Annotated in this window: 18 protein-coding genes; 10 read left to right on the forward strand and 8 right to left on the reverse strand. The window is 63.2% G+C overall.

The window, feature by feature from the left end; all coding sequences use genetic code 11:
- Positions 1-146: 146 nt before the first annotated feature.
- Positions 147-3,347, forward strand: a complete 3,201-nt coding sequence (locus CBW50_RS05345; protein WP_253251904.1) for a PAS domain-containing protein — start codon at positions 147-149, stop codon at positions 3,345-3,347.
- Here the strand turns inward: CBW50_RS05345 and CBW50_RS05350 are convergent.
- The 4 genes from CBW50_RS05350 to CBW50_RS05365 are packed head-to-tail and all read right to left on the reverse strand — an operon-like array spanning position 3,344 to position 11,777.
- A complete protein-coding gene (locus CBW50_RS05350; RefSeq protein ID WP_086144562.1) occupies positions 3,344-6,226 on the reverse strand; it encodes a PAS domain-containing protein in 2,883 nt (960 codons plus the stop codon). The two genes, CBW50_RS05345 and CBW50_RS05350, sit on opposite strands and share 4 nt — an antisense overlap.
- Positions 6,227-6,233: 7 nt before the next feature.
- On the reverse strand, positions 6,234-7,424 hold the full coding sequence (locus CBW50_RS05355; protein WP_086144563.1) for a hybrid sensor histidine kinase/response regulator: 1,191 nt from the start codon (positions 7,422-7,424) through the stop codon (positions 6,234-6,236).
- The gene (locus tag CBW50_RS05360; protein WP_086144564.1) at positions 7,414-8,295 is read right to left on the reverse strand and encodes a protein-glutamate O-methyltransferase CheR; all 882 of its coding nucleotides are present in this window, start codon (positions 8,293-8,295) and stop codon (positions 7,414-7,416) included. Before CBW50_RS05360 ends, CBW50_RS05355 begins: the two co-directional genes overlap by 11 nt.
- On the reverse strand, positions 8,295-11,777 hold the full coding sequence (locus CBW50_RS05365; protein WP_086144565.1) for a response regulator: 3,483 nt from the start codon (positions 11,775-11,777) through the stop codon (positions 8,295-8,297). The genes CBW50_RS05360 and CBW50_RS05365 overlap by 1 nt, the downstream gene beginning before the upstream one ends.
- A gap of 232 nt (positions 11,778-12,009) precedes the next feature.
- Between CBW50_RS05365 and CBW50_RS05370 the strand changes: the two genes are divergently transcribed.
- On the forward strand, positions 12,010-13,125 hold the full coding sequence (locus tag CBW50_RS05370) for a tetratricopeptide repeat protein (RefSeq protein WP_172404679.1): 1,116 nt from the start codon (positions 12,010-12,012) through the stop codon (positions 13,123-13,125).
- A gap of 174 nt (positions 13,126-13,299) precedes the next feature.
- Positions 13,300-13,752, forward strand: a complete 453-nt coding sequence (locus tag CBW50_RS05375; RefSeq protein WP_086144619.1) for an Hsp20/alpha crystallin family protein — start codon at positions 13,300-13,302, stop codon at positions 13,750-13,752.
- Positions 13,753-14,194: 442 nt separating this feature from the next.
- On the opposite strand, the gene CBW50_RS05380 is transcribed toward CBW50_RS05375, so the two are convergent.
- On the reverse strand, positions 14,195-15,541 hold the full coding sequence (locus tag CBW50_RS05380) for an MFS transporter (RefSeq protein ID WP_086144567.1): 1,347 nt from the start codon (positions 15,539-15,541) through the stop codon (positions 14,195-14,197).
- A 217-nt stretch (positions 15,542-15,758) separates the two neighbouring features.
- Between CBW50_RS05380 and cyoA the strand changes: the two genes are divergently transcribed.
- The 7 genes from cyoA to CBW50_RS05415 all read left to right on the forward strand — a co-directional run bounded on the left by cyoA (position 15,759) and on the right by CBW50_RS05415 (position 22,542).
- Complete coding sequence (gene cyoA / locus CBW50_RS05385; RefSeq protein ID WP_172404680.1) at positions 15,759-16,742, forward strand: ubiquinol oxidase subunit II; 984 nt, start codon at positions 15,759-15,761, stop codon at positions 16,740-16,742.
- Between the two features lie 84 nt (positions 16,743-16,826).
- The gene (gene cyoB, locus CBW50_RS05390; RefSeq protein ID WP_086144569.1) at positions 16,827-18,830 is read left to right on the forward strand and encodes a cytochrome o ubiquinol oxidase subunit I; all 2,004 of its coding nucleotides are present in this window, start codon (positions 16,827-16,829) and stop codon (positions 18,828-18,830) included.
- On the forward strand, positions 18,823-19,461 hold the full coding sequence (gene cyoC / locus CBW50_RS05395; protein ID WP_086144570.1) for a cytochrome o ubiquinol oxidase subunit III: 639 nt from the start codon (positions 18,823-18,825) through the stop codon (positions 19,459-19,461). Before cyoB ends, cyoC begins: the two co-directional genes overlap by 8 nt.
- The gene (gene cyoD / locus CBW50_RS05400) at positions 19,458-19,844 is read left to right on the forward strand and encodes a cytochrome o ubiquinol oxidase subunit IV (protein WP_086144571.1); all 387 of its coding nucleotides are present in this window, start codon (positions 19,458-19,460) and stop codon (positions 19,842-19,844) included. The genes cyoC and cyoD overlap by 4 nt, the downstream gene beginning before the upstream one ends.
- A gap of 77 nt (positions 19,845-19,921) precedes the next feature.
- Positions 19,922-20,683, forward strand: coding sequence for an SURF1 family protein (locus tag CBW50_RS05405; protein ID WP_226935666.1), 762 nt, complete (start codon positions 19,922-19,924; stop codon positions 20,681-20,683).
- Complete coding sequence (locus CBW50_RS05410; RefSeq protein WP_086144573.1) at positions 20,667-22,016, forward strand: ATP-binding protein; 1,350 nt, start codon at positions 20,667-20,669, stop codon at positions 22,014-22,016. The genes CBW50_RS05405 and CBW50_RS05410 overlap by 17 nt, the downstream gene beginning before the upstream one ends.
- A complete protein-coding gene (locus tag CBW50_RS05415) occupies positions 22,006-22,542 on the forward strand; it encodes a response regulator transcription factor (protein WP_034788474.1) in 537 nt (178 codons plus the stop codon). The genes CBW50_RS05410 and CBW50_RS05415 overlap by 11 nt, the downstream gene beginning before the upstream one ends.
- Before the next feature lie 197 nt (positions 22,543-22,739).
- Here the strand turns inward: CBW50_RS05415 and CBW50_RS28635 are convergent, their stop codons facing one another.
- The 3 genes from CBW50_RS28635 to CBW50_RS28640 form a co-directional block, all read right to left on the reverse strand.
- Positions 22,740-23,036, reverse strand: coding sequence for a hypothetical protein (locus CBW50_RS28635; protein WP_139842402.1), 297 nt, complete (start codon positions 23,034-23,036; stop codon positions 22,740-22,742).
- A gap of 56 nt (positions 23,037-23,092) precedes the next feature.
- On the reverse strand, positions 23,093-23,752 hold the full coding sequence (locus CBW50_RS05420; protein WP_086144574.1) for a hypothetical protein: 660 nt from the start codon (positions 23,750-23,752) through the stop codon (positions 23,093-23,095).
- A 339-nt stretch (positions 23,753-24,091) separates the two neighbouring features.
- Positions 24,092-24,553, reverse strand: coding sequence for a hypothetical protein (locus tag CBW50_RS28640; RefSeq protein ID WP_099419793.1), 462 nt, complete (start codon positions 24,551-24,553; stop codon positions 24,092-24,094).
- Positions 24,554-24,716: the final 163 nt, after the last annotated feature.

Raw genomic sequence — 24,716 nt, forward strand, 5'->3', positions numbered from 1 at the left:
GGCAACACTCTAGCATAGGCATATCGCTCTGGAACAGGGCGCGGCGGCGGGGCGCGCAATAATATAAAACGCTGTGCCATCTGCCTCTCAAAAAAGTGTTGCCCCATGGTATATTCCGGGGCATCAGTTATCCGCTTATCGACACGGTGCACGCAAACAACATCATCACATTGCTGGACGCCGAGCATAGCGCGCTGGGGAGCATTGCGGCAGGCGTCGACCTGGCCCATGCACTGGAACACCTGTTGCTGGCGCTGCAAGAACTGGCCGAGGGCGGCGCGCAGGCCTGCCTGGTGCTCATTGACGAGGCCGACCGCTTTTGCGGCTTGTCCGCGCCCGGCCTGCCGCAAGACCTGTGCCTGGCCCTGCGTCACGGCGGCGAGCAGCCGTCACCGTTCAGTACGGCGGCCTTTTCCGGCGCCCCCGTGTATTGCGGCGACATCACGCGCGACGTGCACTGGAGCGCGGGGCGCAAGGAAGCCCTGCTGCACGGCTACCGCGCCTGCTGGGTTGCGCCCGTGTTCGGCGCCAGGGGGCATGTCCTGGGCGTGCTGGGCCTGCTGTTCCAGGCGACTTGCCATCCCACCCAGCCCGAAATCGAACTGCTGGCGCTGGCCGCGCGCGTGGCCGCACATGTCATCGAGCGGGGCCAGCTGGAAAAAGCCCTGCACGACAGCCGCGAACACTTTCATTACGCCATCGAGCTGAACACGCAGGTGCTGTGGACGGCCGACCTCGACGGCAAGCTCGACTATGTGGCGCAGCGCTGGCGCGACTGGACGGGCTGCAGCGGCCTGGGCAGCAGCTGGCTGGAAGCCATCCATGCCGAGGACGTGCCCCGCGCATTGGCGGCGTGGAGCGAAGCGGTGGGCAGCGGCCAGCCCCTGGACCAGGAAATGCGCGTGCGCCGGCAGGACGGCCGCTACCGCTGGGTGCATTCGCGCGCCTATTGCCGGAAGGATGAATCGGGCCAGCCCGTGAAATGGTACGGTTCCTGCGAGGATATCGACGAACACTGGCAGGCGCGCAATGCCTTGCTCGACAGCGAAGCGCAGTTCCGTTCGCTGGCCTCGACCATGCCCAACCAGGCCTGGCTGGCGCATGGCAACGGCGCTACCTACTGGGTCAACGAACAGGTTTGCGCCTACACGGGCCAGACCATGAAGTCGCTCGTCTCCAGCGGCTTTCGCCAGTGCGTACATCCGGACGACTTGCTGGCCACGCAGAAAAGCTGGGAACAGGCCGTCGCCAGCGCCAGCGCCTACGAACACGAATTTCGCATGCGCCGCGCCAGCGACGGCGCCTACCGCTGGTTCCTGGCGCGCGCCTTGCCCCTGTTCGACGAGGCGGGCAAGGTGCTGCGCTGGGTCGGCACGAACACGGACGTGCAGGAACAGAAGAACGTGCTGGAGCGGATGGCTTACCTGAATTCCTCGCTGGAACTGGAAATGGCCAACCGCACGGCCGACCGCGACCGCATGTGGCGGCTGTCCACCGACATCATGCTGGTGGCGGACCTGGCCGGCATGATCATCGCCGTCAATCCCGCCTGGAGCAAGATCCTCGACCGCCCGGAAGTCGAATCGCTGGGCATGGACTTCATCAGCCTCGTGCATCACGAAGACCGCATGGCGGCCCTGCAGGACCTGTCGCGCCTGGCCCACGGCGCGCCCACCTTGCGCATGGAAAACCGCTACCGGCGCCGCGACGGCGGCTACCGCTGGATTTCCTGGACGGCCGTGCCGGCGCAAAAGCTGATCCACGCCATCGGCCGCGACGTTACCGATGAAAAAGAGGCGCGATTGGCGCTGGTGCGCAGCGAGCAGGCCTTGTTGCAGGCGCAAAAGCTCGAATCGATCGGCAAGCTGACGGGCGGCGTGGCCCACGATTTCAACAACGTGCTGCAGATTATCTCGGGCAACCTGCAGCTGCTGAAACTGACGGTGGCCGACAACCCGCAGGCGGCGCAGCGCCTCGATTCGGCCGCCTCGGCCGTGGAACGGGGCGCCAAGCTGTCGTCGCAGCTGCTGGCGTTTGCGCGGCGTCAACCGTTGAAGCCGCTGGTGACGGACCTGGGCCATTTGCTGCGCCGCATGCATGAACTGATCCGCCGCGCGCTGGGCGAAGATATCTCCGAGGAAACCTTCATCAGCGACGGCCTGTGGCATACCCTGGTCGACCCGAACCAGATGGAGAACGTCTTGCTGAACATGGCCATCAATGCGCGCGACGCGATGGACAAGGGCGGCCGACTGACCTTTACATTGAGCAATGTCACGCTCGACGCCGACTACGCGAGCCGGCACGCCGACGTGCTCGAGGGCCAGTACGTGCTGCTGACCATCACGGACACGGGCCACGGCATGGAGCGCGACGTGATCGAGCAGATCTTCGAACCGTTCTTCACGACCAAGCGCGAAGGCGAGGGCACGGGCCTGGGCCTGTCCATGGCCTACGGCTTCATCCGCCAGAGCGCGGGCCACATCAGGGTGCACAGCGCGCCGGGCGCCGGCACGACCTTCAAGATTTACCTGCCCCGTTCGCTGGAAAAACTGGCCGAGCCGCCGCCTGGCCTGAGCGGCCCCGTGCTGGGCGGCGGCGAAACCATCCTCGTGGTGGAAGATGATGCTCCCGTGCAACATACGGTGGTCGACATGCTGCGCGGCCTCGGCTACGAGGTGCTGCATGCGGATGACGGCGCCGCGGCCCTGGCCCTGCTGGGCACGGGCGTGGCCGTCGACCTGCTGTTTACGGACGTGGTCATGCCCGGCCCCGTCAGCAGCAAGGAACTGGCGCAGCAGGCGCGGCTGCTGCTGCCGGAGCTGGCCGTGCTGTTTACCTCGGGCTACACGCACAACGCCATCATGCAGGGCGGGCGGCTGGACCCGGGCGTCGAGCTGCTGAGCAAGCCGTACCGGCGCGAAGACCTGGCGCGGCGCATCCGCTACCTGCTGGCCGACCGCCGCCTGGTGGGCGCGCCCGACCCGTCCGGCAGGCGCATCCTGCTGGTGGAAGACAACGACGACGCGCGCGAAATGACCACCGAGATGCTCAACATGCTGGGCCACACCGTGCATGGCGTGGCCAGCGCGGAGGCGGCCATGCCGCTGCTGGCCATGCCGGGCCTGGACGTGCTGGTGACGGATATCAGCCTGCCCACCATGTCCGGCCTGGAACTGGCGCGCCATGCGCGCGCGCACTGGCCGCGGCTGGATGTGGTGTTTGCTTCCGGGCATGACTGGGGCGCCAGCCTGATGCAGGACGCCAGCGCGCGCTTCCTGCGCAAGCCGTTCAGCCTGGAAGAGCTGGCGACGGCGCTCAAGGCGCGCGGGCTGGAAGTGTACTAGGCAGGCGGCAGCAAGGCTTGCTGCAATTGTTCAATTGTAAAGGGCTTGACGAGAAAGCGCGCGCGCGGGTCGCTGACGCCGGAATTGGCGGGCGCGTGGCCCGTGGAAAACACCACTTCCAGCTGCGGATGGTCGCGCGCCGCCACGGCGGCCAGCTCGGCGCCCGACATCCGTGGCAGGCTGATATCGGTCAACAGCAGCTGCAGCCCCGGCGCGCCCAGCAGGGGCAAGGCTGCCTCGGCCGTGCCGACGGCTTGCACGGCGTGTCCCAGCATGGCCAGCAGTTCGGCCGTCATGGCGCGCGCATCGGCATTGTCTTCCACCAGCAGGATATGGCGTCCGCCCGGCCGTCCCCCGGGCTGCGCGGACGCGCTCGCCTGCGGCGCCAGCTGGGCGCGGTACTGGTGCAGGGCCGTCACGTGCCGCCTGTTGGCCAGCAAATGGCGGATGCGCCGCGCCAGGTCTTCGCGCCGGTACGGCTTGCTGAGCAGCTCGACGCCCGGCTCCAGCCGCCCGCCCTGCATGATGGCGTCCTGCGTGTAGCCCGAGGTAAACAGCACCGCCAGTCCCGGCAGCAGCAGCCTGGCCTGGCGCGCCAGTTCCGTGCTGGCCACCTTGCCCGGCATCACCACGTCCGTAAACAGCAGGTCGATGGGCACGCCGCTGGCGATGATGTTCAGCGCGCTTTCGCCATCGCCGGCCCGCAGCACGAAGTAGCCAAGGCCGCGCAGCATGTCGACCACCGTCGTCTGCACCTGCAGGTCGTCTTCCACGACAAGGATGGTTTCCTTGCCGCCCAGCACGGGACCATCGAGCTGCAGCGGCAGCTCCGTTTCCGCCTCGAGCGAGCGCGGCAGGTAAATGCGGAAGGTGCTGCCATGGCCGGGCACGCTGTCCACGGTCAGGTGGCCGCCGCTCTGGCGCAGGAAGCCGTACGCCATGCTCAAACCCAGGCCCGTGCCTTCGCCTTCGCGCTTGGTGGTGAAGAACGGTTCGAAGATCTTGTCCAGCAGCTCGGGCGCGATGCCCGTGCCCGTGTCCGAGATGGCCAGCTGCACGTAGTCGCCGGGCGTCACGTCCGCATGGCGCGCGGCGTAGCCGTCGTCCAGCACAATGTTGCCCAGTTCGATGGTCAGCTGGCCCTGGCCGGCCATGGCGTCGCGCGCATTGATGGCCAGGTTGAGGATGACGTTTTCCAGCTGGTGCGGGTCGACCAGGGCGCGCCAGCAGTCGTCGGCCAGCAGCATACGCGTGTCGATGCTTTCGCCCGTGGCGCGCCGCAGCAGGTCTTCCGTGGCGCGCAGCAGCTGCGCCAGGTCCGTCACCAGCGGTTTTAACGGCTGACGCCGCGCAAACGCCAGCAGCTGGGCCGACAGCTTGGCGCCCCGTTCCACGGCGGCCGTGGCGCTGGCGATGCGCCTGGCGGCCAGCGGGTCGCCGTCCAGCGTCATTTGCAGCAGCTGCAAATTGCCCGAGATAATTTGCAGCACGTTGTTGAAATCATGGGCCACGCCGCCCGTCAGCTTGCCCAGCGCTTCGAGCTTTTGCGATTGCAGCAGGGCCATTTCGCTGTGGCGCAACGATTCCTGCATGCGGCGCAAGCTGCTTTCCGCTTCCTTTTCCAGCGTGATGTGGCGGCCCGTGGCGAACACCAGGTCGCCTTCGATGGCCGCCACCCACGACAGCCAGCGGTGGCCGCCGTCGCGGTGGCGGTAGCGGTTTTCAAAGCTGGGCATGGATTCCTTGCTCACCTGCAACAGGGCCTGGCGCGTGGCGGGAGCATCCTCGGGCAGCACGAAGTCGAACACGCTGCGGCCCAGCATTTCCTCGGGCAGCCAGCCGAGGATGGCGGCCGAGGCCGGGTTGACGGCGGCAAAGCAGTAATCGGCGTCGACGGCCACCATCAGGTCTTGCGCGCTGCGCCACAGCCGCTCGCGCTCGCTGTTGCGCGCGGCCAGGTCCGCTTCCAGCTTCTTTTCCACGGTGATGTCGCGGGCGCTGCAATACACCTTGTCGCCTTCGGGCACGGCCACCCACGACAGCCAGTGCCAGCCGCCCAGCTTGTGGCGGTAGCGGTTCTCGAAGCGCAGGGCCGGCTGGCCCTGGCTGGCCGCTTCCCAGGCCGCATACGTGCGCGGCAAGTCGTCCGGGTGGATCAGGTCGAGGAATTTGGTGCTGCGGATTTCCTCCGCCGACCAGCCCAGGGTTGCTTGCCAGGCGGGATTCGTGTGTTCGAAATAGCCGTCCAGCTTGAGCACGCCCAGCAAATCGGGGCTGACGTTCCAGGTGCGGCCGAATTCGCGCGTGCGCTCGGCCACCTGGTGTTCCACGCTGGCACTGAGCAGGCGCAGCTGTTCTTGCGCCTGGGCCCGCAGGATGGTCGACCAGACCCGTTCCGACACTTGCACGGCCAGTTCGATCTCGTCCGCATGCCACAGGCGCGCCGCGCGGCTGTGCACGACGAACAGGGCGGCCAGCTGGCCGTCCTTGGCGATGGGAATGTTCAGGAAGGCGCGGATGCCCAGCCGCGTAAACGTCGGCAGAGCGGCCGGCAGGGCCGTGCGCGGGTCGCTGGCGACGTCGCTGACGGCGATGGCCAGTCCGGCGGCCAGCGCATCGGCCAGGCCGGCGGCATAGTCGCCCAGGAAATACTCGCCGGCCGCGCCCGGCGCCAGGCCATCGCTCCACGCATGCCGCAGGGTAGGGCATTGCAGGGTCTGGCCGATGTCGAAGCAGGCCACCTGCTGCGCGCCCAGGCGCTGGCCCAGCAGCTGCGCCGACAGGCTGAGGATCTCGCCCGTGTCGTGCAGCAGCCGCAGCCGCCGTTCCAGTTGCAGCAAAAAAGCCACGCCGCCCGCGCTGGTGCCGTGCTTGCTCATGCCGGCCTCAGCTTCCGGCCAGCGGCAGGGTGACGCTGAACAGGGCGCCGCTGCCGGGCTGGCTTTGCAGGGTGATGGCGCCGCCGTGCGCGTCCACCAGCTGCTTGGTGATGAACAGGCCCAGGCCCAGGCCGCCCGTGCGGTCCTGGTGCATGACGCGCTCGAAGGCGTCGAAGATGCGTTCCTGGTCGCGCGCATTGATGCCGATGCCATGGTCGCGCACTTCGATGACGGCGCTGTTCTGCGTGTGCGCCAGGCTGATTTCCACGGGCTGGCCCTGGCCGTAGCGCACGGCGTTGCTGATTAGGTTGACAACGATCTGCTCGACGCGGAAGGCGTCCCAATAGCCCTCGATGGGCTCGAAGGCCAGCACTTCGAGCACGCTGCCCGTCGTGGCCGCATACGGCGCCAGGTCATCGGCCACGCGGCGCACCAGGCTCGTCAGGTCGACGGCTTCGCGGCGGATCGACAGCTTGCCGCTGGTGATGCGCGACACGTCGAGCATGTCGTCGATCAGGCGCACCATGCTGCGGATTTGCCGTCCGTCGCGCGCCACCATCTTGCCCAGCTTCTCGGGCTCGAAGGCGGCCAGGTTGCCCCGTTCGAGGTTGACGGTGCGCATCTGCGTTTCCAGGAACAGCGTATTGAGCGGCGTGCGCAGCTCGTGCGCCACCATGGACATGAATTCGTCGCGCAGGCGCAGCGAGCGCTGCAGCTCGGCCTGGGTGGCGCGCAATTCCTTCAGCAGCGCTTCCTGCTGCTGGCGGCTGTGCTCGAGCGCCTGCACCTGGCGCCGCGTCTCGCTGCGCTGCTGGTGCAGGGCGACAAAGACGTTGACCTTGCTTTGCACGGCATTGATGTCGAGCGGCTTGTGCAGGAAATCGACGGCGCCGCTTTCATAGCCCTGGAAGGCGAAATTCATTTCCTTGCCGGCCGCCGTGACGAAGACGATGGGGATGTGGCGCGTCTTTTCCGTGCCGCGCATCAGTTGCGCCAGCTCAAAGCCGTCCATTTCCGGCATTTGCACGTCGAGGATGGCCAGCGCGAAATCGTGTTCGAGCAGCAGGGCCAGCGCTTCCTCGCCCGAGGACGCCTGGTAGACGCTGCGGTCGCTCTCGCGGATCAGCGCATTGAGCGCGCGCAAGTTTTCCGGCAAGTCGTCGACGATCAGCAGTTTGGTGCTTGTTTCATTCATCATGTTTCATTCCTGGCATGTGCCGCCCAGCGTAATGGGAAGCGGCGTGCGACGGCGCACGCTTGCGGTAGAGCTTTTCGGGACCCGGCAATGGCTCGAAGTCGGCGGCAAAGCGCGTGAAATGCGCGCTTTCCTTGCTGCCCAGTCCCAGGTAGCCCCGGTGGCACAGCGAGTCGTGGAACAGGCCCAGTGCCCGCTCCTGCAAGGTTTTATTGAAGTAGATCAAGACATTGCGGCAGCAAATCAATTGCGTCTCCACGAAAACGCTGTCCGTCGCCAGGCTGTGGTCGGCAAAATTGATCTTGTCGAGCAGGTGCGCGTCGAAGCGCGCAGTGGCGTGCTCGACCGTGTAATACGCGTCCAGCCGGTCCAGGCCGCCCGCTGCCGCGTAATTGGCGCCGTAATCGGCCATGCGGTGCAGCGGGTACACGCCGCGCGCGGCCGCGGCCAGTGCCTGCGGGTTGATGTCGGTGGCGTAAATGCGGCTGCGCTCGAGCAAGCCTTCCTCGTGCAGCACGATGGCCAGCGACAGCGCCTCTTCGCCCGTGCAGCAGCCGGCCACCCAGATGGTCGGCGAGGGATAGGTTTTCAGCACGGGCACGACCTGTTCGCGCAGGGCGCGGAAAAAGGCCGGGTCGCGGAACATTTGCGTGACGGGGACGGTCAGGATCTGCAGCAGCTCGCCAAAGGCGGCCGGCGAGTCCAGTACCAGTTGCTGCAGGGCAGGCAAGTCCGCGCACTGGAAACGGTCGAGCGCGTGATGCAGGCGCCGCCGCTGCGAGGCGAGCGCGTAGTCGCGGAAGTCGTAGCTGTAGCGCTGATAGATGGCCTCCATCAGCGCCTGCAGCTGCGCGTCCGTGGTGCGCAGGGACATCACATGCGTTCCATCTTCGGCATCCACACGCGCAGCAGCGAATACAAACGGTCCAGGTCGATCGGCTTGGCCAGGTAGTCGGAGGCGCCCGCCTGCAGGCATTCTTCCTGGTCATTCTTCATGGCCTTGGCCGTAATGGCGATGATGGGCAGCTTGGCGTAGCGGCCGTCGGCGCGGATCAGCCGCGTCGCTTCCAGGCCATCCATGCCCGGCATCATGACATCCATCAATACCAGGTCGATATCGTCCACGCTGTTGAGTTTGCTGATGGCTTCGAAGCCGTTGCGGCCGATTTCCACCACCACGCCTTTCTGTTCCAGTGCATTCGTCAGGGCGAAGATGTTGCGCACGTCGTCGTCCACCAGCAAGATCTTGCGCCCCTCGAAGACGCGCTCGCGGCTGCGCACCTGCTGCAGCATGCCCTGGCGCTCGCTCGACAGTTCCGACTCCACCTTGTGCAGGAAGAGGGTGACTTCGTCGAGCAGGCGCTCGGGCGAGCGGGCGCCCTTGATGATGATGGAACGCGAATACTTCATCAGGTCCGCCTCTTCCTCGCGGCTCAGGTTGCGGCCCGTGTAGACGATGACGGGCGGGAACGAGCACAGTTCTTCATGCTCCATGCGTTCGAGCAATTCGTTGCCCTGGATATCGGGCAGCTTCAGGTCGATGATCATGCAGTCGAAAATTTGTGTTTTCAGCAATTCCAGCGCCTGCTCGCCCAGTGCCACGGCCGTGATTTCCACGTCGTCGTCGCTGATCAGGTGGACCACGCTCTCGCGCTGGCGTTCGTCGTCCTCGACCAGCAGGATGCGCTTCATCTGCTGCGTGAATTTCGATTCGAGCTTGCGGAACACTTCCTTGAGCTGGTCGCGCGTGCGCGGCTTGGTGGCGTAGCCGATGGCGCCCAGCTGCATGGCTTCCTGCACCTGGTCGTTGCCGGAGACGATGTGCACGGGGATGTGGCGCGTCAGCGGGTTTTCCTTCAATTGCTGCAAGACCAGCAAGCCCGGGCGGTCCGGCAAGCCCATGTCGAGCAGGATGGCGTCGGGCAGGAATTCTTCGGCCAGGCGCAAGCCTTCGTCGGCGCCGTGCGCCACCAGGCAGCGGTACTGCATCTCATGCGCGAGGTCGAACAGGATGCCGGCAAACGACGGTTCATCCTCGATGACGAGCACGGAGCGCTGGCCCGTCTTGCCGGCCGGCGCGCTGTCGCGGTCGTCCCGGAAGGTGGGCAGGGGCACGGGCTTGGCGGCGGGCGCGGCCTTCGGTGCGGCGGCTGTGCGCGAGGGCGGCTGCGGCGCTGCGGACGGCGCGGCCGGTGCCGCTTCCGCAGGGCGTTCCGGCATACTCTGCGGCAATACCAGTGTAAACGTGCTGCCCTGGCCCGGCGTGCTGGCCAGCTCGATGCTGCCGCCCAGCAAGGCGGCCAGGTCGCGCGAGATCGACAGGCCCAGGCCCGTGCCGCCGTAGCGGCGGCTGGTGGTGCCGTCGGCCTGGTGGAAGGCGTCGAAAATCTTGTGCTGCTGGTCGTCGGCGATGCCGATGCCCGAATCCTGCACCTGGAAGCGCACGTTGCCGGCCGCATCCGTGCTCACGTGCAGGGCCACCGTGCCCGCATCCGTGAACTTGATGGCGTTCGACAGCAGGTTTTTCAGGATTTGTTCGAGGCGCTGGCGGTCGCTGACGAAGGACGGCGGCGTGTCCGGCGCCAGCTTGACATCGAATACCAGTTTCTTTTGCTGCGCCTGGGCGCCGAACAGCATCTTCATGCTGCTGAGCAGTTCCTCGAAGGGCACGGCTTCCGGCGTCAGTTCCAGCTTGCCCGCCTCGACCTTGGAAATGTCGAGGATATCGTTGATCAGGGTCAGCAGGTCGTTGCCGGCTGAATAAATGGTTTGCGCAAACGTCACCTGTTCGGGCGTCAGGTTGCCGCCGCTATTGTCCGACAGCAGCTTGGACAGGATGAGCGAGCTGTTCAGCGGCGTGCGCAGTTCGTGCGACATATTGGCCAGGAATTCGGATTTGTAGCGGCTGGCGCGCTGCAACTCTTCCGCGCGCGCTTCCAGCTGGGCGTGCGCCTGGACGATCGCCATGTTTTTCTGGTCCAGCGACAGCGCCTGCACGGCCAGCTGCTCGTTCGACTGTTCCAGCGCCGCCTTTTGCTCTTCCAGGTGGGCTTGCGACTGTTCCAGCACGCGCGACTGCTCGCCCAGTTCCTCATTGGCCGTGCGCAGCTCTTCCTGCTGCACTTCCAGCTCCTCGTTCAATTGCTGGGTTTCTTCGAGCACGTTTTGCAGGCGCTGGCGGTACAGGGCCGCTTCCAGCGAGGTGCCGACATTGGCCGCGATCAGGTTCAGCAGCTCCTTGGCGCGGCCGCTGACGGGGTGGGTAAAGCCCAGTTCGATGACGCCGTTGACGGCCCCTTCGTTGTTGACGGGCGTCAAGACCAGTTCCAGCGGCGCGCCGCGGCCCAGGCTCGACGTCACGGTCAGGTAGTTGTCGGGCACCTGCCTGATGTGCTTGAGGCGCTTTTCGCGCGCCGTCTCGCCCACCAGGCCTTCGCCCAGCCTGAAGACCTGCTTGTCCTTGATGCCCTGGTCGTTGAATCCGTACACGGCCGTGCGGCGCAGGCTGCCGTCCTCGTCCACCACATACAGGGTGGCCACGGCCACGTCCAGGCGGTTGGCGAGGAAATCGAGCACTTGCCGGCCCAGTTGCGGCAAGGCCAGCTGGCCGCTCGTGTGCGCCGCCAGCTCCGTCTGGCCCGTGCGCAGCCATGCCTGCTCCTGCAGCACTTCGTTATCCTTGCCGCGCTGTTCCAGCGCTTCATTGTAGATGTCGGACAGGCGCAGCAGTTCGCGCCGGCCCAGGTAGGCCAGCATGCCGGACAGGCCCAGGCTGAGGATCAGGAAGATCGCCACGGCCAGCATGGTGCGGCCCTCGGCCGTATCGGCCCGTTCCTGGCGCAAACGCTGTTCCATGGACAGGAAAGTGAGGAACTCGCGGCGGATTTCGTCAAACTCCAGCTTGCCTTCGCCCTGGCGCACGCGCGCGAGGAATTCCTGGTTGCTGCGGCGCTGGGCAATGACGCTCTCGGCGTACGCCATCCACTGGTTCTGCAGCGCGCGGATGCGGCGCAGACGGTCCACCTGGATGGGGCTGTCGGACACGAGCTCAAGCAAGGTGGTCATCTCGACGGCGATCTTCGCCTTGCCCGATTTATACGGTGCCAGAAAGGTTTCGTCGCCCGTCAGCAGATAGCCGCGCATGCCCGTTTCCAGGTCGACGGACAGCTTCATGACCTCGTTGGCGTTGCCGATGACCCGTTCCGAGTGCTCGACCGAGCGCAGCGCGGACAGCAGGTAGGCGATCAGGCCGACAAAGACGAGGGCCGTGACGACGCCGATGACCAGCGGCAAGGTGACGTTGCGGGCCAGAATGCGGCGAAAGCTGAAGGAGTCGATCGGGGTCTTGGTATTCATTGTGTCCGTGGTCGAAAGTATCGCAAAAAAACAATTTTAATTGAAATGCAAGTATTGCTGGTGTGCATGTATAGCGTGCGCTAGCATAGCAGCCTTGTCGCGCAATGCAGATGTGTAAAACTTCATAATGAGAGGCATCGAACAAATGTTACGTCAACTTGCTTGTGTCACCATGTTAAGTACGGCTTTTTCCCTGTCCGCCCAGGCTGCCGTCATTGGCAATAATGCAAGTGTGCAATTATTGCACCAAGGCCAGTTACTCGCGCAGGAGGGCGAGCATGAAGCGGCCGCCAAGAAATTCATGCAGGCGGCACAGGCCGACCCGGCCGCCTCGAGCGCGTTTGCGGCCATGGCGGTGATGCATTACGGCTTGTCCGGCGACACGGAACGGGTGGAGGCGGCGCGCTTGAAGCTGCGCTCCATGGCCGAGACGGCGGCGCACCAGGCCTTGAAGGTCGACGCGAACGACCCCGTCGCGGAAGAATTGCTGCGCACCATGAGCACCGACCAGGCTTTACGGCCCCATGCGCCGCTGCCGCAGGCCGCCGCCTTTATGGCGCAGGGCGAGCGCCTGTTCCAGGCGCGGCAGTACGGAGCGGCGCTGGAACAGTATGAAAAAGCCCAGCAGGCCGATCCCCGCTTTGCAAGCGCCTGGGTGTATGCGGGCGATTGTTTCATGGCTCAGCAGCAGTGGCCGCAGGCGGAAGAGCGTTTCCGCAAGGCACTGGAGATCGATCCGACGCATGCGCAAGCCTGGCGTTTCCTGTCCGATTCCTTGCTGCAGCAGAAAAAGACGGATGCGGCCGTCGCCGCGCTGGCCAGCAGCATCGGCGCGCGGCCCGACCAGCCGCTGGCCTGGCAAAAACTGTCGGCGCTGAAAGACGCGACGGCGGGACAGCCCTTGACGGCGCTCAAGCTGCGGCGCGGCGCCGAGGGTTCGGTGGACCGCCCCGATGGCGCGCCGCGCATACAAGTGTTTGCCGCGGCGCCCGCGCCCGGCGCCACGATGTCGGCCGACACGGCCATGTGGCAGTTGCTGGCCATGGGGCAGGCCAGCCTGAAGACGGCGGCCTTCAAGAAGGAAAATACACTGTCGCCATTCCAGATCGAACTGACGGCCTGGCAGCAAGCCATGCGTGCCTTCGACGACCTGGCCGCCCGCCGCGGCGCGGTGCTGACCGATCCGGCACTGCTGCGCATGCGGAAACTGCATGCGGCAGGGCAGCTGGAGCCCGCCTTGCTGCTGCTGCAGTTTCGCGAATCTTACCGGCCCGAGCTGGAAGCGTGGAAGGCGGCGCAGCCCGATGGCGTGCGCCAGTTCATCGACACGCAGCGTCTGATGCCCTGATATGCCGAAATGACCGGCAATACAATGCTTGCCTGATTGAGGCAGCTCAATGCCACCACCAGGTGCCGTCCTAGTATGGCTGTGGTGGTGGCTTGCTTGCGGACTGCCGCAAGGTTGCCACCGTGCTTAGTTTTCTGCATTGACATGCAGGCCATCCCAGGCAAGGAGGACATCATGGCTAATCAACTGATACACCGCGATCCACAGCGTTCGCTGGCGCGCTTCGACCCGTTCAGCGACATGGAAGAATTCATGCATGACTTTTTTGCGCCCGCCCTGCGCCTGCGCGAAGGGGGCACCTCGCGCATGCGCGTCGATATTTCCGAAACCGAGCAAGCCTACCAGGTGCAGGCGGAAATTCCTGGCGTCAACAAGGACGACATCAAGGTCTCCATCGACGGCGACCGCGTCTCCATCAGCGCCGAGCTCAAGGAGGAACGAGTGACGCGCGACGGCGGCGGCAAGGCCGTGCGCAGCGAACGCGAGTACGGCCAGCAATACCGCAGCTTCGTGCTGCCGCATGAGGTGGACGAGGCGGGGGCGCAGGCGCGCTATGAAAACGGGGTCTTGCTGCTGGACTTGCCGAAACGGGCGGGCACGGGCGGCAAGCAGCTGGAGATCCAGTAGGTCCGGCAGGCAGACAGGAATGCGACGGCTGGCATGAAAAATGCGCCGGACGAATCCGGCGCATTGCTGCTGGGTGATATCTGCTGCTCGCAGGGGGGGCGATATCAGGAGAAGGTGCGCAGCTGCTTGTGCAGTACCTGCGGTACCTCATAAACAGCGCTAGCGGATGTTGTTCGCACTCCGCGGCGCGTGCCGGATGGGTGCGTGTTGCGCCGGTGGCGCACCGGCATGGCATCGCTGGAGCAGCAGGGCCAGCGCGATGCCGGCAAGGGCATGGAAGCGCACGAATCATCCAGCTTGCTTAATCCGCATGCATCTTGATCTTAATGGMTGCCAAAAAAATCAACGCTGCCCAAAACGAATCATTCCTAATTTGCAATAAAAAAGCGCCGGACGAATCCGGCGCTCCTGGCCTGCGGCTGACCGATACGAATACTATATGTCAGTCGCGGATTTCCAGCGCCCGGTTCAGGCTCAGCGCGGCCAGCGAGGCGACGGCGCCCGACAGCAGGTAGAAGCTGACGTAGGCCAGGCCGAAGTTGGCCGACAGGCCCAGCGCCACCAGCGGGGCGAAGCCGGCGCCCACCAGCCAGGCCAGGTCGGACGTCAGGGCCGCGCCCGTGTAGCGGAAGCGGGCAGGGAAGTTGGCCGTGACGGCACCGGCTGCCTGGCCGTAGGACAGGCCCAGCAGGCTGAAGCCCACGAGGATGAACACGTCCTGGCCCGTATTGCCGCCGCCCATCAGGGTCGGCACGAAGGCGCTGAAGATGGCGATCAGCACGGCCAGCACGCCCAGGGTGGTGCGGCGGCCCACTTTATCGGCCAGCAAGCCGGAAATCACCACGCCGACAGCGGCCAGCACGGCGCCGACCATCTGGATTTGCAGGAAATCCGAGGCGGAACGCGTCTGGTAGACGGAAATCCACGACAGCGGGAACACGGTGACGAGGTGGAACAGGGCATAGCTGGCCAGCGCGGCGAGGGCGCCGATCAGCACGTTGCGGCCCTGGCCGCGGCTCATTTCAAACACGCTCACGGGCTGCAGTTCGCGTTCGTCGAGCAGGCGCGCATATTCATTCGTCGACACCAGGCGCAAACGGGCAAACAGGGCCACGACGTTGATGGCGAAGGCGACATAGAAAGGATAGCGCCAGCCCCAGTCGAGGAATTCCTCATCCGTCAGGTTGGTCAGCATGAACCAGAACAGGCCGGCGGCGATGAGGAAGCCGGCGGGCGCGCCCAGCTGGCCCAGCATGGCGTACCAGCCGCGCTTGTTTTCCGGCGCGTTCAGGGCCAGCAGCGACGGCAGGCCGTCCCACGAACCGCCCAGCGCCACGCCCTGGCCGATGCGCAGCACGGACAGCCAGATGATGGCGGCAAAGCCCAGGTGCGCGTAGGTCGGCAGGAAGGCGATGCCGGCCGTCGACACGCCCAGGAGGAAGAGGGCGAACGTCAGCTTGGCGCTGCGTCCCATGCGGCGCTGGATCTCCATGAAGATCACGGTGCCGAACGGGCGGGCGATGAAGGCGAACGAGAAGATCAGGAACGCATATAAAGTGCCTTCCAGGCGCTCTTCAAACGGGAAGAAGACGCGCGGAAACACCAGCACCGAGGCGATGGCGTAGACAAAGAAGTCAAAGTATTCGGATGCGCGGCCGATGATCACGCCGACGGCGATCTCACCGGGGTCGATATGCGATTCGACCGTGCCGGCCCCGCTTGCGTCGCGCAGGGAATGGGGGGCAAAGTCGGCGGGTACATCCCCGCCGTGTGTGCGCGTGCTGGACATGATGATCGTCTCCAATATAGTTTCGAGTTCGGCCAACGCGTAACATACCCCGGGTGTCTCACGCCCGGAGTAGGACTATTCAATAGATAGCTGTAGGAAAACTCCTCAACTACCGAGTGAAAATCCGAGCAAGGGGTAGGACAAAACGTCCAATTGCCAACGCGCTCCAGTGAGAATACAGTACCATATCTTCATCCCCTGTACTGGACTTTCCTGTATGTTTTCATTAAAAGTTCGTCGCGGACTGCTTCTTTTACCTCTCGCATTGTTGGCTGGTTGCAATACGGTGGTACTGAATCCGTCCGGTGACATCGCAGTCCAGCAAGGCAATCTGATTGTCGTTTCGACATTGCTGATGCTGTTGATTATCGTTCCGGTAATCGCCCTGACCCTGCTTTTCGCATGGCGCTATAGAAAAAACAATACCGCGGCCAAATATGAGCCGGACTGGGACCACTCGACTCGCCTCGAGCTGATCATCTGGGGCGCGCCCCTGCTGATCATCATCGTGCTGGGCCTGCTGACCTGGATCAGCACCCATACCCTCGATCCGTATCGCCCATTGAGCCGTATCGACGCCAACCGCCCGATTCCTGCCAGCCACAAGCCGATGATCGTCGAAGTCGTGGCGCTGGACTGGAAATGGCTGTTCATCTACCCGGAGCAAGGCATCGCTTCCGTCAATGAACTGTATGCGCCCGTCGACCGTCCGATCCGCTTCAAGATCACCGCCTCGTCCGTCATGAACTCGTTCTTCATCCCCGCACTGGCAGGTCAGATCTACGCCATGCCGGGCATGGAAACGCAGTTGAATGCCGTCATCAACAAGCCTGGTGTCTACAAGGGCTTCTCCGCGAACTACAGCGGCGCCGGTTTCTCGGGCATGCGCTTCAAGTTCCACGGCGTCAATGATGCGGACTTCGATCAGTGGGTGGCGTCGGCACGTGCCGGCGGCGGCGCGCTGAACCGCGACGACTACCTGTCGCTGGCCCAGCCTAGCGAACGCGATCCGGTGCGCCGCTACAGCGCCGTGCCAAACGATCTGTACAAGGCAATCCTGAACCGCACCATCGTTTCCGACGCGCTGTGCGTGACGCCGGTCGAGCCATACAAATTGACGATGGCAAAAAGCCCGGTAGCGGCCGTAACGGCAGTAGTCGCTAGCGATGCAGTACTTGAAAAGGGCGTTCAAGCCAAGTAACGACTGCATGAATCCCGCAGCGCATTGCGCTGCAGATACTGGCGCCGCTTGCCTGGCGCCTCCCTTTTTTCTCTGAGAGTAACAATGCTAGACCATATTGATCTGACGAAGCTTATATTCGGCCGTCTGACTTGGGATGCAATTCCATTTCATGAACCTATCCTGCTGGTGACCTTTGCCATGGTTGCCCTGGGCGGTATCGCACTCGTTGCGGCACTGACGTATTTCCGCGTCTGGGGTACCCTGTGGCGCGACTGGATCACCAGTATCGACCATAAAAAAATCGGTATCATGTACATGATCCTGGGCCTGGTCATGCTGCTGCGCGGCTTTGCCGACGCGCTCATGATGCGTACCCAGCAGGCGGTCGCCTTCGGCGACAATGCCGGCTTCCTGCCGCCGCATCACTACGACCAGATCTTCACCGCCCACGGCGTGATCATGATCTTCTTCGTCGCGATGCCTTTCGTGACGGGTCTGATGAACTACGTGGTGCCGCTGCAGATCGGCGCGCGCGACGTGGCTTTCCCATTCCTCAACAACTTCAGCTTCTGGATGACCACCATGGGCGCCGCCCTGGTCATGGCGTCGCTGTTCGTCGGCGAATTCGCCCGCACGGGCTGGCTGGCGTATCCGCCGCTGTCGGGCATCGTCGGCAGTCCGGACGTGGGGGTAGACTATTACATCTGGTCCCTGCAGATTGCCGGGGTCGGGACGCTATTGTCCGGTGTCAACCTGATCGCCACCATCGTCAAGATGCGCGCGCCCGGCATGACCTGGATGAAAATGCCTGTCTTCACCTGGACCGCACTGTGCACCAACATCCTGATCGTCGCCGCCTTCCCGGTGCTGACGGCGGTACTGGCCATGCTGTCGCTGGACCGCGTTGCCGGCTTTAACTTCTTCACGACGGAACTGGGCGGCAACGCCATGATGTACGTCAACCTGATCTGGATCTGGGGTCACCCGGAAGTCTACATCCTGATCCTGCCGCTGTTCGGCGTGTTCTCGGAAGTGGTCGCCACGTTCAGCAGCAAGCGCTTGTTCGGCTACGCCTCGATGGTGTACGCCACCTGCGTCATCATGATCCTGTCCTACCTGGTATGGCTGCATCACTTCTTCACCATGGGTTCGGGCGCCAGCGTCAACTCCTTCTTCGGCATCACGACGATGATCATCTCGATCCCGACGGGCGCGAAGATCTTCAACTGGCTGTTTACCATGTACCGCGGCCGTATCCGCTTTGAACTGCCGATGCTGTGGACGATCGGCTTCATGGTCACCTTCACCATCGGCGGCATGACCGGCGTGTTGCTGGCCGTACCACCGGCTGACTTCGTGCTGCACAACAGCCTGTTCCTGATCGCCCACTTCCATAACGTGATTATCGGCGGCGTGGTCTTCGGCGTGTTCGCCGCGATTAACTACTGGTACCCGAAAGCCTTCGGCTACAAGCTTGACGCGTTCTGGGGCAAGTGCTCGTTCTGGTTCTGGTTCGTCGGCTTCTACCTGGCCTTCATGCCGCTGTACGTGCTGGGCCTGATGGGCGTGACCCGCCGTGTCAACCACTTTGAAGATCCATCGCTGCAAATCTGGACCATCATCGCCTGGTTTGGCGCCGTCTCGATCGCCCTGGGCATCGCATCCATGCTGATCCAGTTCTATGTCAGCTACCGCAACCGCCACGCCCTGCGCGACGTGACCGGCGACCCATGGGGCGGCCGCACGCTGGAATGGTCGACGTCGTCGCCACCGCCAGACTATAATTTCGCCTTCACGCCACAAGTGCACGAACTCGATGCATGGACTGACATGAAGAAACACGGTTACCAGCGTCCGACGTCCGGTTTCTCGAAGATCCACATGCCGAAGAACACCTGGGCTGGTTTCGTGATCGCCGCACTGTCCGCCCTGGTCGGTTTTGGCCTGATCTGGCAAATGTGGCTCGTCGCCAGCATTGGCTTCGTGATCATGATGGTCACCATCATCGTCCATACCTTTAACTACAAGCGCGATTACTACATTCCTGCGGAAGAAGTGGTCCGTACCGAAGACGCTTATACTAAATTGCTGAGCAGCCATGTCTGATACCATCGCCCATAACACCGGCGCCGCTGGCGCCGCACCAAGCACGCGCAGCTACTTTGTGCGCGAGCACCACCCGGAAAACGGCAGCCTGCTCGGTTTCTGGCTTTACCTGATGAGCGATTGCCTGATCTTCGCCTGTCTGTTCGCCACCTACGCCGTGGTCGGCCGCAGCTACGCGGACGGCCCCACGGGCGCCGCGCTGTTCGACCTGCCGCTGGTGGCCGTCAACACGGCCATGCTGCTGCTGTCGTCGATCACCTACGGCTTCGCCATGCTGACCATGCAGCGCAAGCAATTGCGCAGCACCCTGGTCTGGCTGGGCATCACGGGCCTGTTCGGCCTGGCCTTCCTGTCGCTGGAAATGTATGAATTCATTCATCTGATCCACGAAGGCGCCGGTCCGCAGCGCAGCGCGTTCCTGTCGTCGTTCTTCGCCCTGGTCGGCACCCACGGCCTGCACGTGACGTTCGGCGTGATCTGGCTCGTGACCCTGATGTTCCAGTTGAACAAGCATGGCCTGACCCCGGAAAACGGCCGCCGCATGATGTGCCTGTCGCTGTTCTGGCACTTCCTGGACGTCATCTGGATTGGCGTCTTCACCTTTGTCTACCTGATGGGAGTGCTGCCATGAGCGACCACCACACACACGGCGATAGCCACCACCACGACCATCACGATCATGGCAGCCTGAAAAGCTACACCATCGGCTTCATCCTGTCGGTGATCCTGACGGCCATTCCGTTCTGGCTGGTGATGACGAAAGCCATCACCGACTCGGGCACCATGGGCCTGGTCCTGCTGGCCTTCGCGGCCGTTCAGGTGGTCGTGCACATGGTGTACTTCCTGCACATGAACACCAAGTCCGAAGGCGGCTGGAACATGATGGCGCTGATCTTCACGATCATGATCGTGGGCATCGCCATGGCCGGTTCCCTGTGGGTCATGTACCACATGAACCACAACATGATGCCGGATCTGATGCCTGAGTACATGCATACGAAAACGGCTCCATGATGAGTCAAACGCGCCCAGACAGCACCGGGCGCGCCCCTGGCGCCGCATCGCAAGATGCCGCGCCAGGCCCACGCGGCATGGCTGTGCATTATTCAAAAGTTGCACTGGCCTTGCTGGCGGGGATCTTGTTTGCCGGTTTCTGTGCCCTGGGCACCTGGCAAGTCAAGCGCCTGTTCTGGAAGCTTGACCTGATCGAGCGCGTCGAACAACGCGTACATGCGCCCGCAACGGACGCACCTGGACCCGCAGCCTGGGCCAGCATCACGCAGCAAACGGATGAATACCGCCATGTGCGGCTCTCCGGTACGTATCTCCCCCTATTCAATACCCTGGTGCAGGCAACGACGGCACTGGGCAGCGGCTATTGGCTGGTGACGCCCTTGCGCCTGGCCGACGGCAGCACCGTGCTCGTCAACCGCGGCTTCGTGGCCAAGCGCGCCGGCATCGCCGCCGGCACGCCGCCCGGCATCGTCGAGGTCGACGGCCTGCTGCGCGTCAGCGAGACGGGCGGCGGCTTCCTGCGCGAAAACAGTCCCGCCACGCAGCACTGGTATTCGCGCGACGTCGCCGCCATCGCCGCCTCGCACATGCTCACCAACGTGGCGCCATATTTTGTCGACGCGAAAGCAAAGTCGGAAACGGCCGTTGACGCCCCCGTCGGCGGCCTGACCGTGATCTCGTTCCACAACAGCCACCTCGTGTACGCCCTGACGTGGTTCGCCCTGGCCTTGATGGTAGCCGGAATTACGTGGTGGATCGTGCGCGAGGACAAGCGCCGTCGCGCGCGCGGCAAGAAGCTTGATCCATCGCAAGAAAGCGACCATGCCGGGCAGGATTGAGATCCTGCCCAACCGCGAGGTATTAGAGCGCGGCGCCGTGGCGGCCGAGATGGAGCATCCGGCCGGCCACCAGAACATGAAGCTGCTGATCCAGCTGCGCTGGCTGGCCGTGATCGGCCAGATCAGCACCATCTTCGGCGTGGGCGTGGGACTGGGCATCGCCTTGCCCGTGCCCTACATGCTCGAAGTGCTGTCCTGCCTCATCGCCTTCAACCTGGCCAGCCTGCTGCGCTGGCACGAACGCCAGCCCGTCTCGAACACGGCGCTGTTTCTCGCCCTGCTGGTCGACGTCACCGTGCTGACGGCCCAGCTCTACCTGAGCGGCGGCATCAGCAACCCGTTTGCCTTCCTGTATCTGTTGCAAGTCATCCTCAGCGCCGTGCTGCTGGAAGTGTGGTCGACGTGGATCATGGTGGCCATTACGAGCCTGTGCCTGGCCGGCCTGGCCTTGCTGCCCGGTCCGCTGTTCCTGCCCATCGACCCGGAGCGGGGCTTTTCCAGCCTGTACGTGCAGGGCTTGCTGATCTGCTTTGCGCTGAACGCCGCCTTGCTGGTGCTGTTCATCACGCGCATCAACCGCAACCAGCGCGCCGGCGACGCCAAGGTGGCTGACTTGCGCCAGCGCGCGGCGGAAGAAGAGCACATCATCCGCATGGGCTTGCTGGCCTCGGGCGCCGCGCACGAGCTGGGCACGCCGCTGGCGACCTTGTCCGTCATCCTCGGCGACTGGCGCCGCATGCCGGAACTGAGCAAGAACAGCGAGATGCTGGAAGAAATCACGGAAATGCAGGCGCAGTTGCAGCGCTGCAAGAGCATCGTCAGCGGCATTCTGTTGTCGGCGGGCGAGGCGCGCGGCGAATCGTCCGTGAAAACGACGATCAACACCTTCCTCAACGATCTCGTCGACGAGTGGCGCAGCAGCCGCCCCATCCAGGGTTTCGAGTACGATAACCGCATCGAGCACGATATTCCCGTCGTCTTCGATTCGACCCTGAAGCAAACCATCTGCAATGTGCTCGACAATGCGCTGGAAGCGTCGCCCGAATGGCTGCGCTTCGAGGCGACGCGCGAAGCGGACGCCCTGCACCTGGTGATCACCGATGCGGGCCCCGGCTTCGAGCCGTCGATGCTGACGCACCTGGGCAAGCCGTATCAAAGCAGCAAGGGCAAGCCCGGCGGCGGCCTGGGGCTGTTCCTGGTGGTGAATGTCGCTCGTACTTTAGGTGGTACGGTGACGGCGCGCAACAGGGTGCAGGGCGGGGCGGTGGTGCACCTGGCCTTGCCGCTGGCGGCCATCAAACTGGAAAGAGAAAGCGACCACCATGCAGGATGACCGTCTGTTACTGATCGTGGAAGACGATGCCGCGTTTGCCCGCACCCTGGGCCGCTCGTTCGAGCGGCGCGGCTACCAGGTCATCCTGGCCACCAATTTCGACGAGGCGAGCGCCTTGCTGGAGCAGCATTGCCCCGACTACGCCGTCGTCGATTTAAAGCTCAATGGCAATACCTCGGGCCTGGCCTGCGTGCAGATGCTGCACCAGCACGACCCGGAGATGCTGATCGTCGTGCTGACGGGCTACGCCAGCATCGGCACGGCCGTCGAAGCCATCAAGCTGGGCGCCTGCCAGTACCTGGCGAAGCCGTCGAACACGGACGACATCGAAGCGGCCTTCGGCCACGTGGCCGGCAACGCCGACATCGAACTGACGAATCGCGCCACCAACATCAAGACCCTGGAATGGGAACGCATCCACGAAATGCTGGCCGAGACGGATTTTAATATCTCGGAAACGGCCCGCCGCCTTGGCATGCACCGGCGCACGCTGGCGCGCAAGCTGGAAAAGCAGCGGGTGAAATAACTGCTGAAATTATTGACCTGGCTGGTGGCGAACGAATGTGAAAGTGCCGTCGCCGCGCTATGCTGCCAGGACAGTGGATTCAAGGTACACAGTCTTAAAATCTGTAGCAGTGTGCCTGCTGGCCTTCGCTGCGCATGAATGGCACGGTCAGCAGCAGCGAAGTCTCGCGCTGACAGGCCAGTAGTGCGCCCTTTGCGTTATCCCCCCCCTTTTTCTATAAAGCTTCGTTTCCAGGCGCGCGTCAATGCCATGGACAGCGCTGTTTCGGATGCAGCTGAATTGACTTCAACTGTCGTGAATGCCGGAACTTTGCCGTCGGATGGCGTTTGCAATACATCAGGCAACTTTTTTTGAATGGCGCGAACTAACGATGCGCCGTCCGATGCCATGCATTGTTCGATATCATCGATACCGCAATTGGCCGTCTTGCCAGTCCGGGCGAATGAAGGCGACATGATACCGATCACGATTGCAAAGAATATGATGCTTCTCATTTTCAATATGATGCCCTTATTTTTTCGTGATCTGCGGTTTTCCGGCACAGGGCAGGCTAATCATTGTCGAACGTCAATTCGAGCACGCTGTCATCGCTCCAGTCCTGCTCCCGCAACGGCGGCGTGAACGACGTGCCGCTGAAGGGCACGGGCGCGCTTTTGCCGTTGTAGCTGATCGTCGCGGCCGTGATGCGCCGTGCTTCCGTAAAGCTGTAGGTGCCTTTTTGCGACACGAAATTGCACGGGCCGCCCAGTGCGCCCATCGCCGTGCGCATGGCGAAAGGCAGGGTTTCCTTGTCGATGGCCCAGTGGACTTCGCACGCCAGCCGCAGGTCGCCCAGGCGGCGCAGCGTGTCGCTGGTCGCCGCGCTCCTGACGTAGGGTATCCACCTGACAGAGCCCGCCTTGCGGTTCACTGTCAGCTCGGCCTTCTCGTACAGCGGCCCCTGCCCGGCGGGCAAGCTGAAGATATTGCGCTCTGCCAACGGGATGGCCATGCCCGCCTCGTCGCTTTCCAGCCGCAGCGCGATGCCATGCATGTCGGCGTCGGCGCGGCGCGGTTCCAGGATGAATTTCAACTCCGCGCCGGGTGCCAGCGCATGCTTTTCCTCGAAGCGTAGGGCGCCCTTGAGCATGGCGCTGTAGGGCTTCCAGTCCGGGTCGCGGATGCCTTTGACATTGACGGACGCGGCCGCATCCTGGCCGGCCTGTTCCACGGCTTGCTCCGTATCAGCGCAAGCCTGGGCCGCGGCGCCGCATAAACATAGCAAAAGCCCCGCTTTTTTAATGGCACGCATACCTGATCTTTCTACTCGTCAATGAAAACGCGAGTATAGAAAAAGAGACAGCCAGGGGCAGGTTTTTAAGACAGAATGTCAATTGGGATGAATGGAATGCTGGAAAATGCTGTTTTCCAGCATGAAGTGCTTCAAGGTGGACTGCACTCTTGTCGGAATTGCGTGACTAAATACCATTCGGACGCTGCAGGAATTACAAATTTCCTGTGGTATTGCGCGACCGGGTATGCGCAGATAGTCATGATGCTGTCCATTTGTTCATATGCCGCGTTTTTGGACTTTTGAATCGGGCGCCACGGCACTTGAAAGTTCTTTTAAAACTGCATTGGGGAAAGAAAGCAAGGTGCTGCCTATGCCGCGCCGATGCGCGTATCGGTCATAAATGATGCTGCCCGGACCATTATAGATTTCCTCGTGACGCCCATCGGGGAAGAGCTTAAAGCCGAGAAAGTAATCGGGTGTGCCCTTGAAGGTCAAGCTATCCTTGAAAGTCGCCTTGATTTGCACGCGCTTCTTCCCGTCGCTGGTAACGCCGTCGTAGGCGGGTTGGGATACTTCATCCAGAATGATGTCATATTCAAGCTCTGCAATGATTTCCCCGATATCACCTACAAGCCGGCCATCAACAGTAAATTTCCGGTTTGGAAATGTTGAATTGAGATGGGCGATACCTTGAAAAATCAGTGCAAGCCCATCAGAAAGTGCTTTGTGTTTCGGCATAGTAATTCGATTCCTAATGATAATGAAAAACCAGGCATGGCCGCTTCCGGCCGATTACTGCAGGTGCGCGCAGCCCACGAAGCGGCCGCTCAAAGCCAATGCGCTGCAGTTCTTGAACAAGCACCGTTTCGCCGAAAAGCCGCCATGTGCGAGCATTTCCGGA

It is taken from the genome of Janthinobacterium sp. GW458P, from assembly GCF_002127585.1.
Lineage (GTDB): Bacteria > Pseudomonadota > Gammaproteobacteria > Burkholderiales > Burkholderiaceae_D > Janthinobacterium.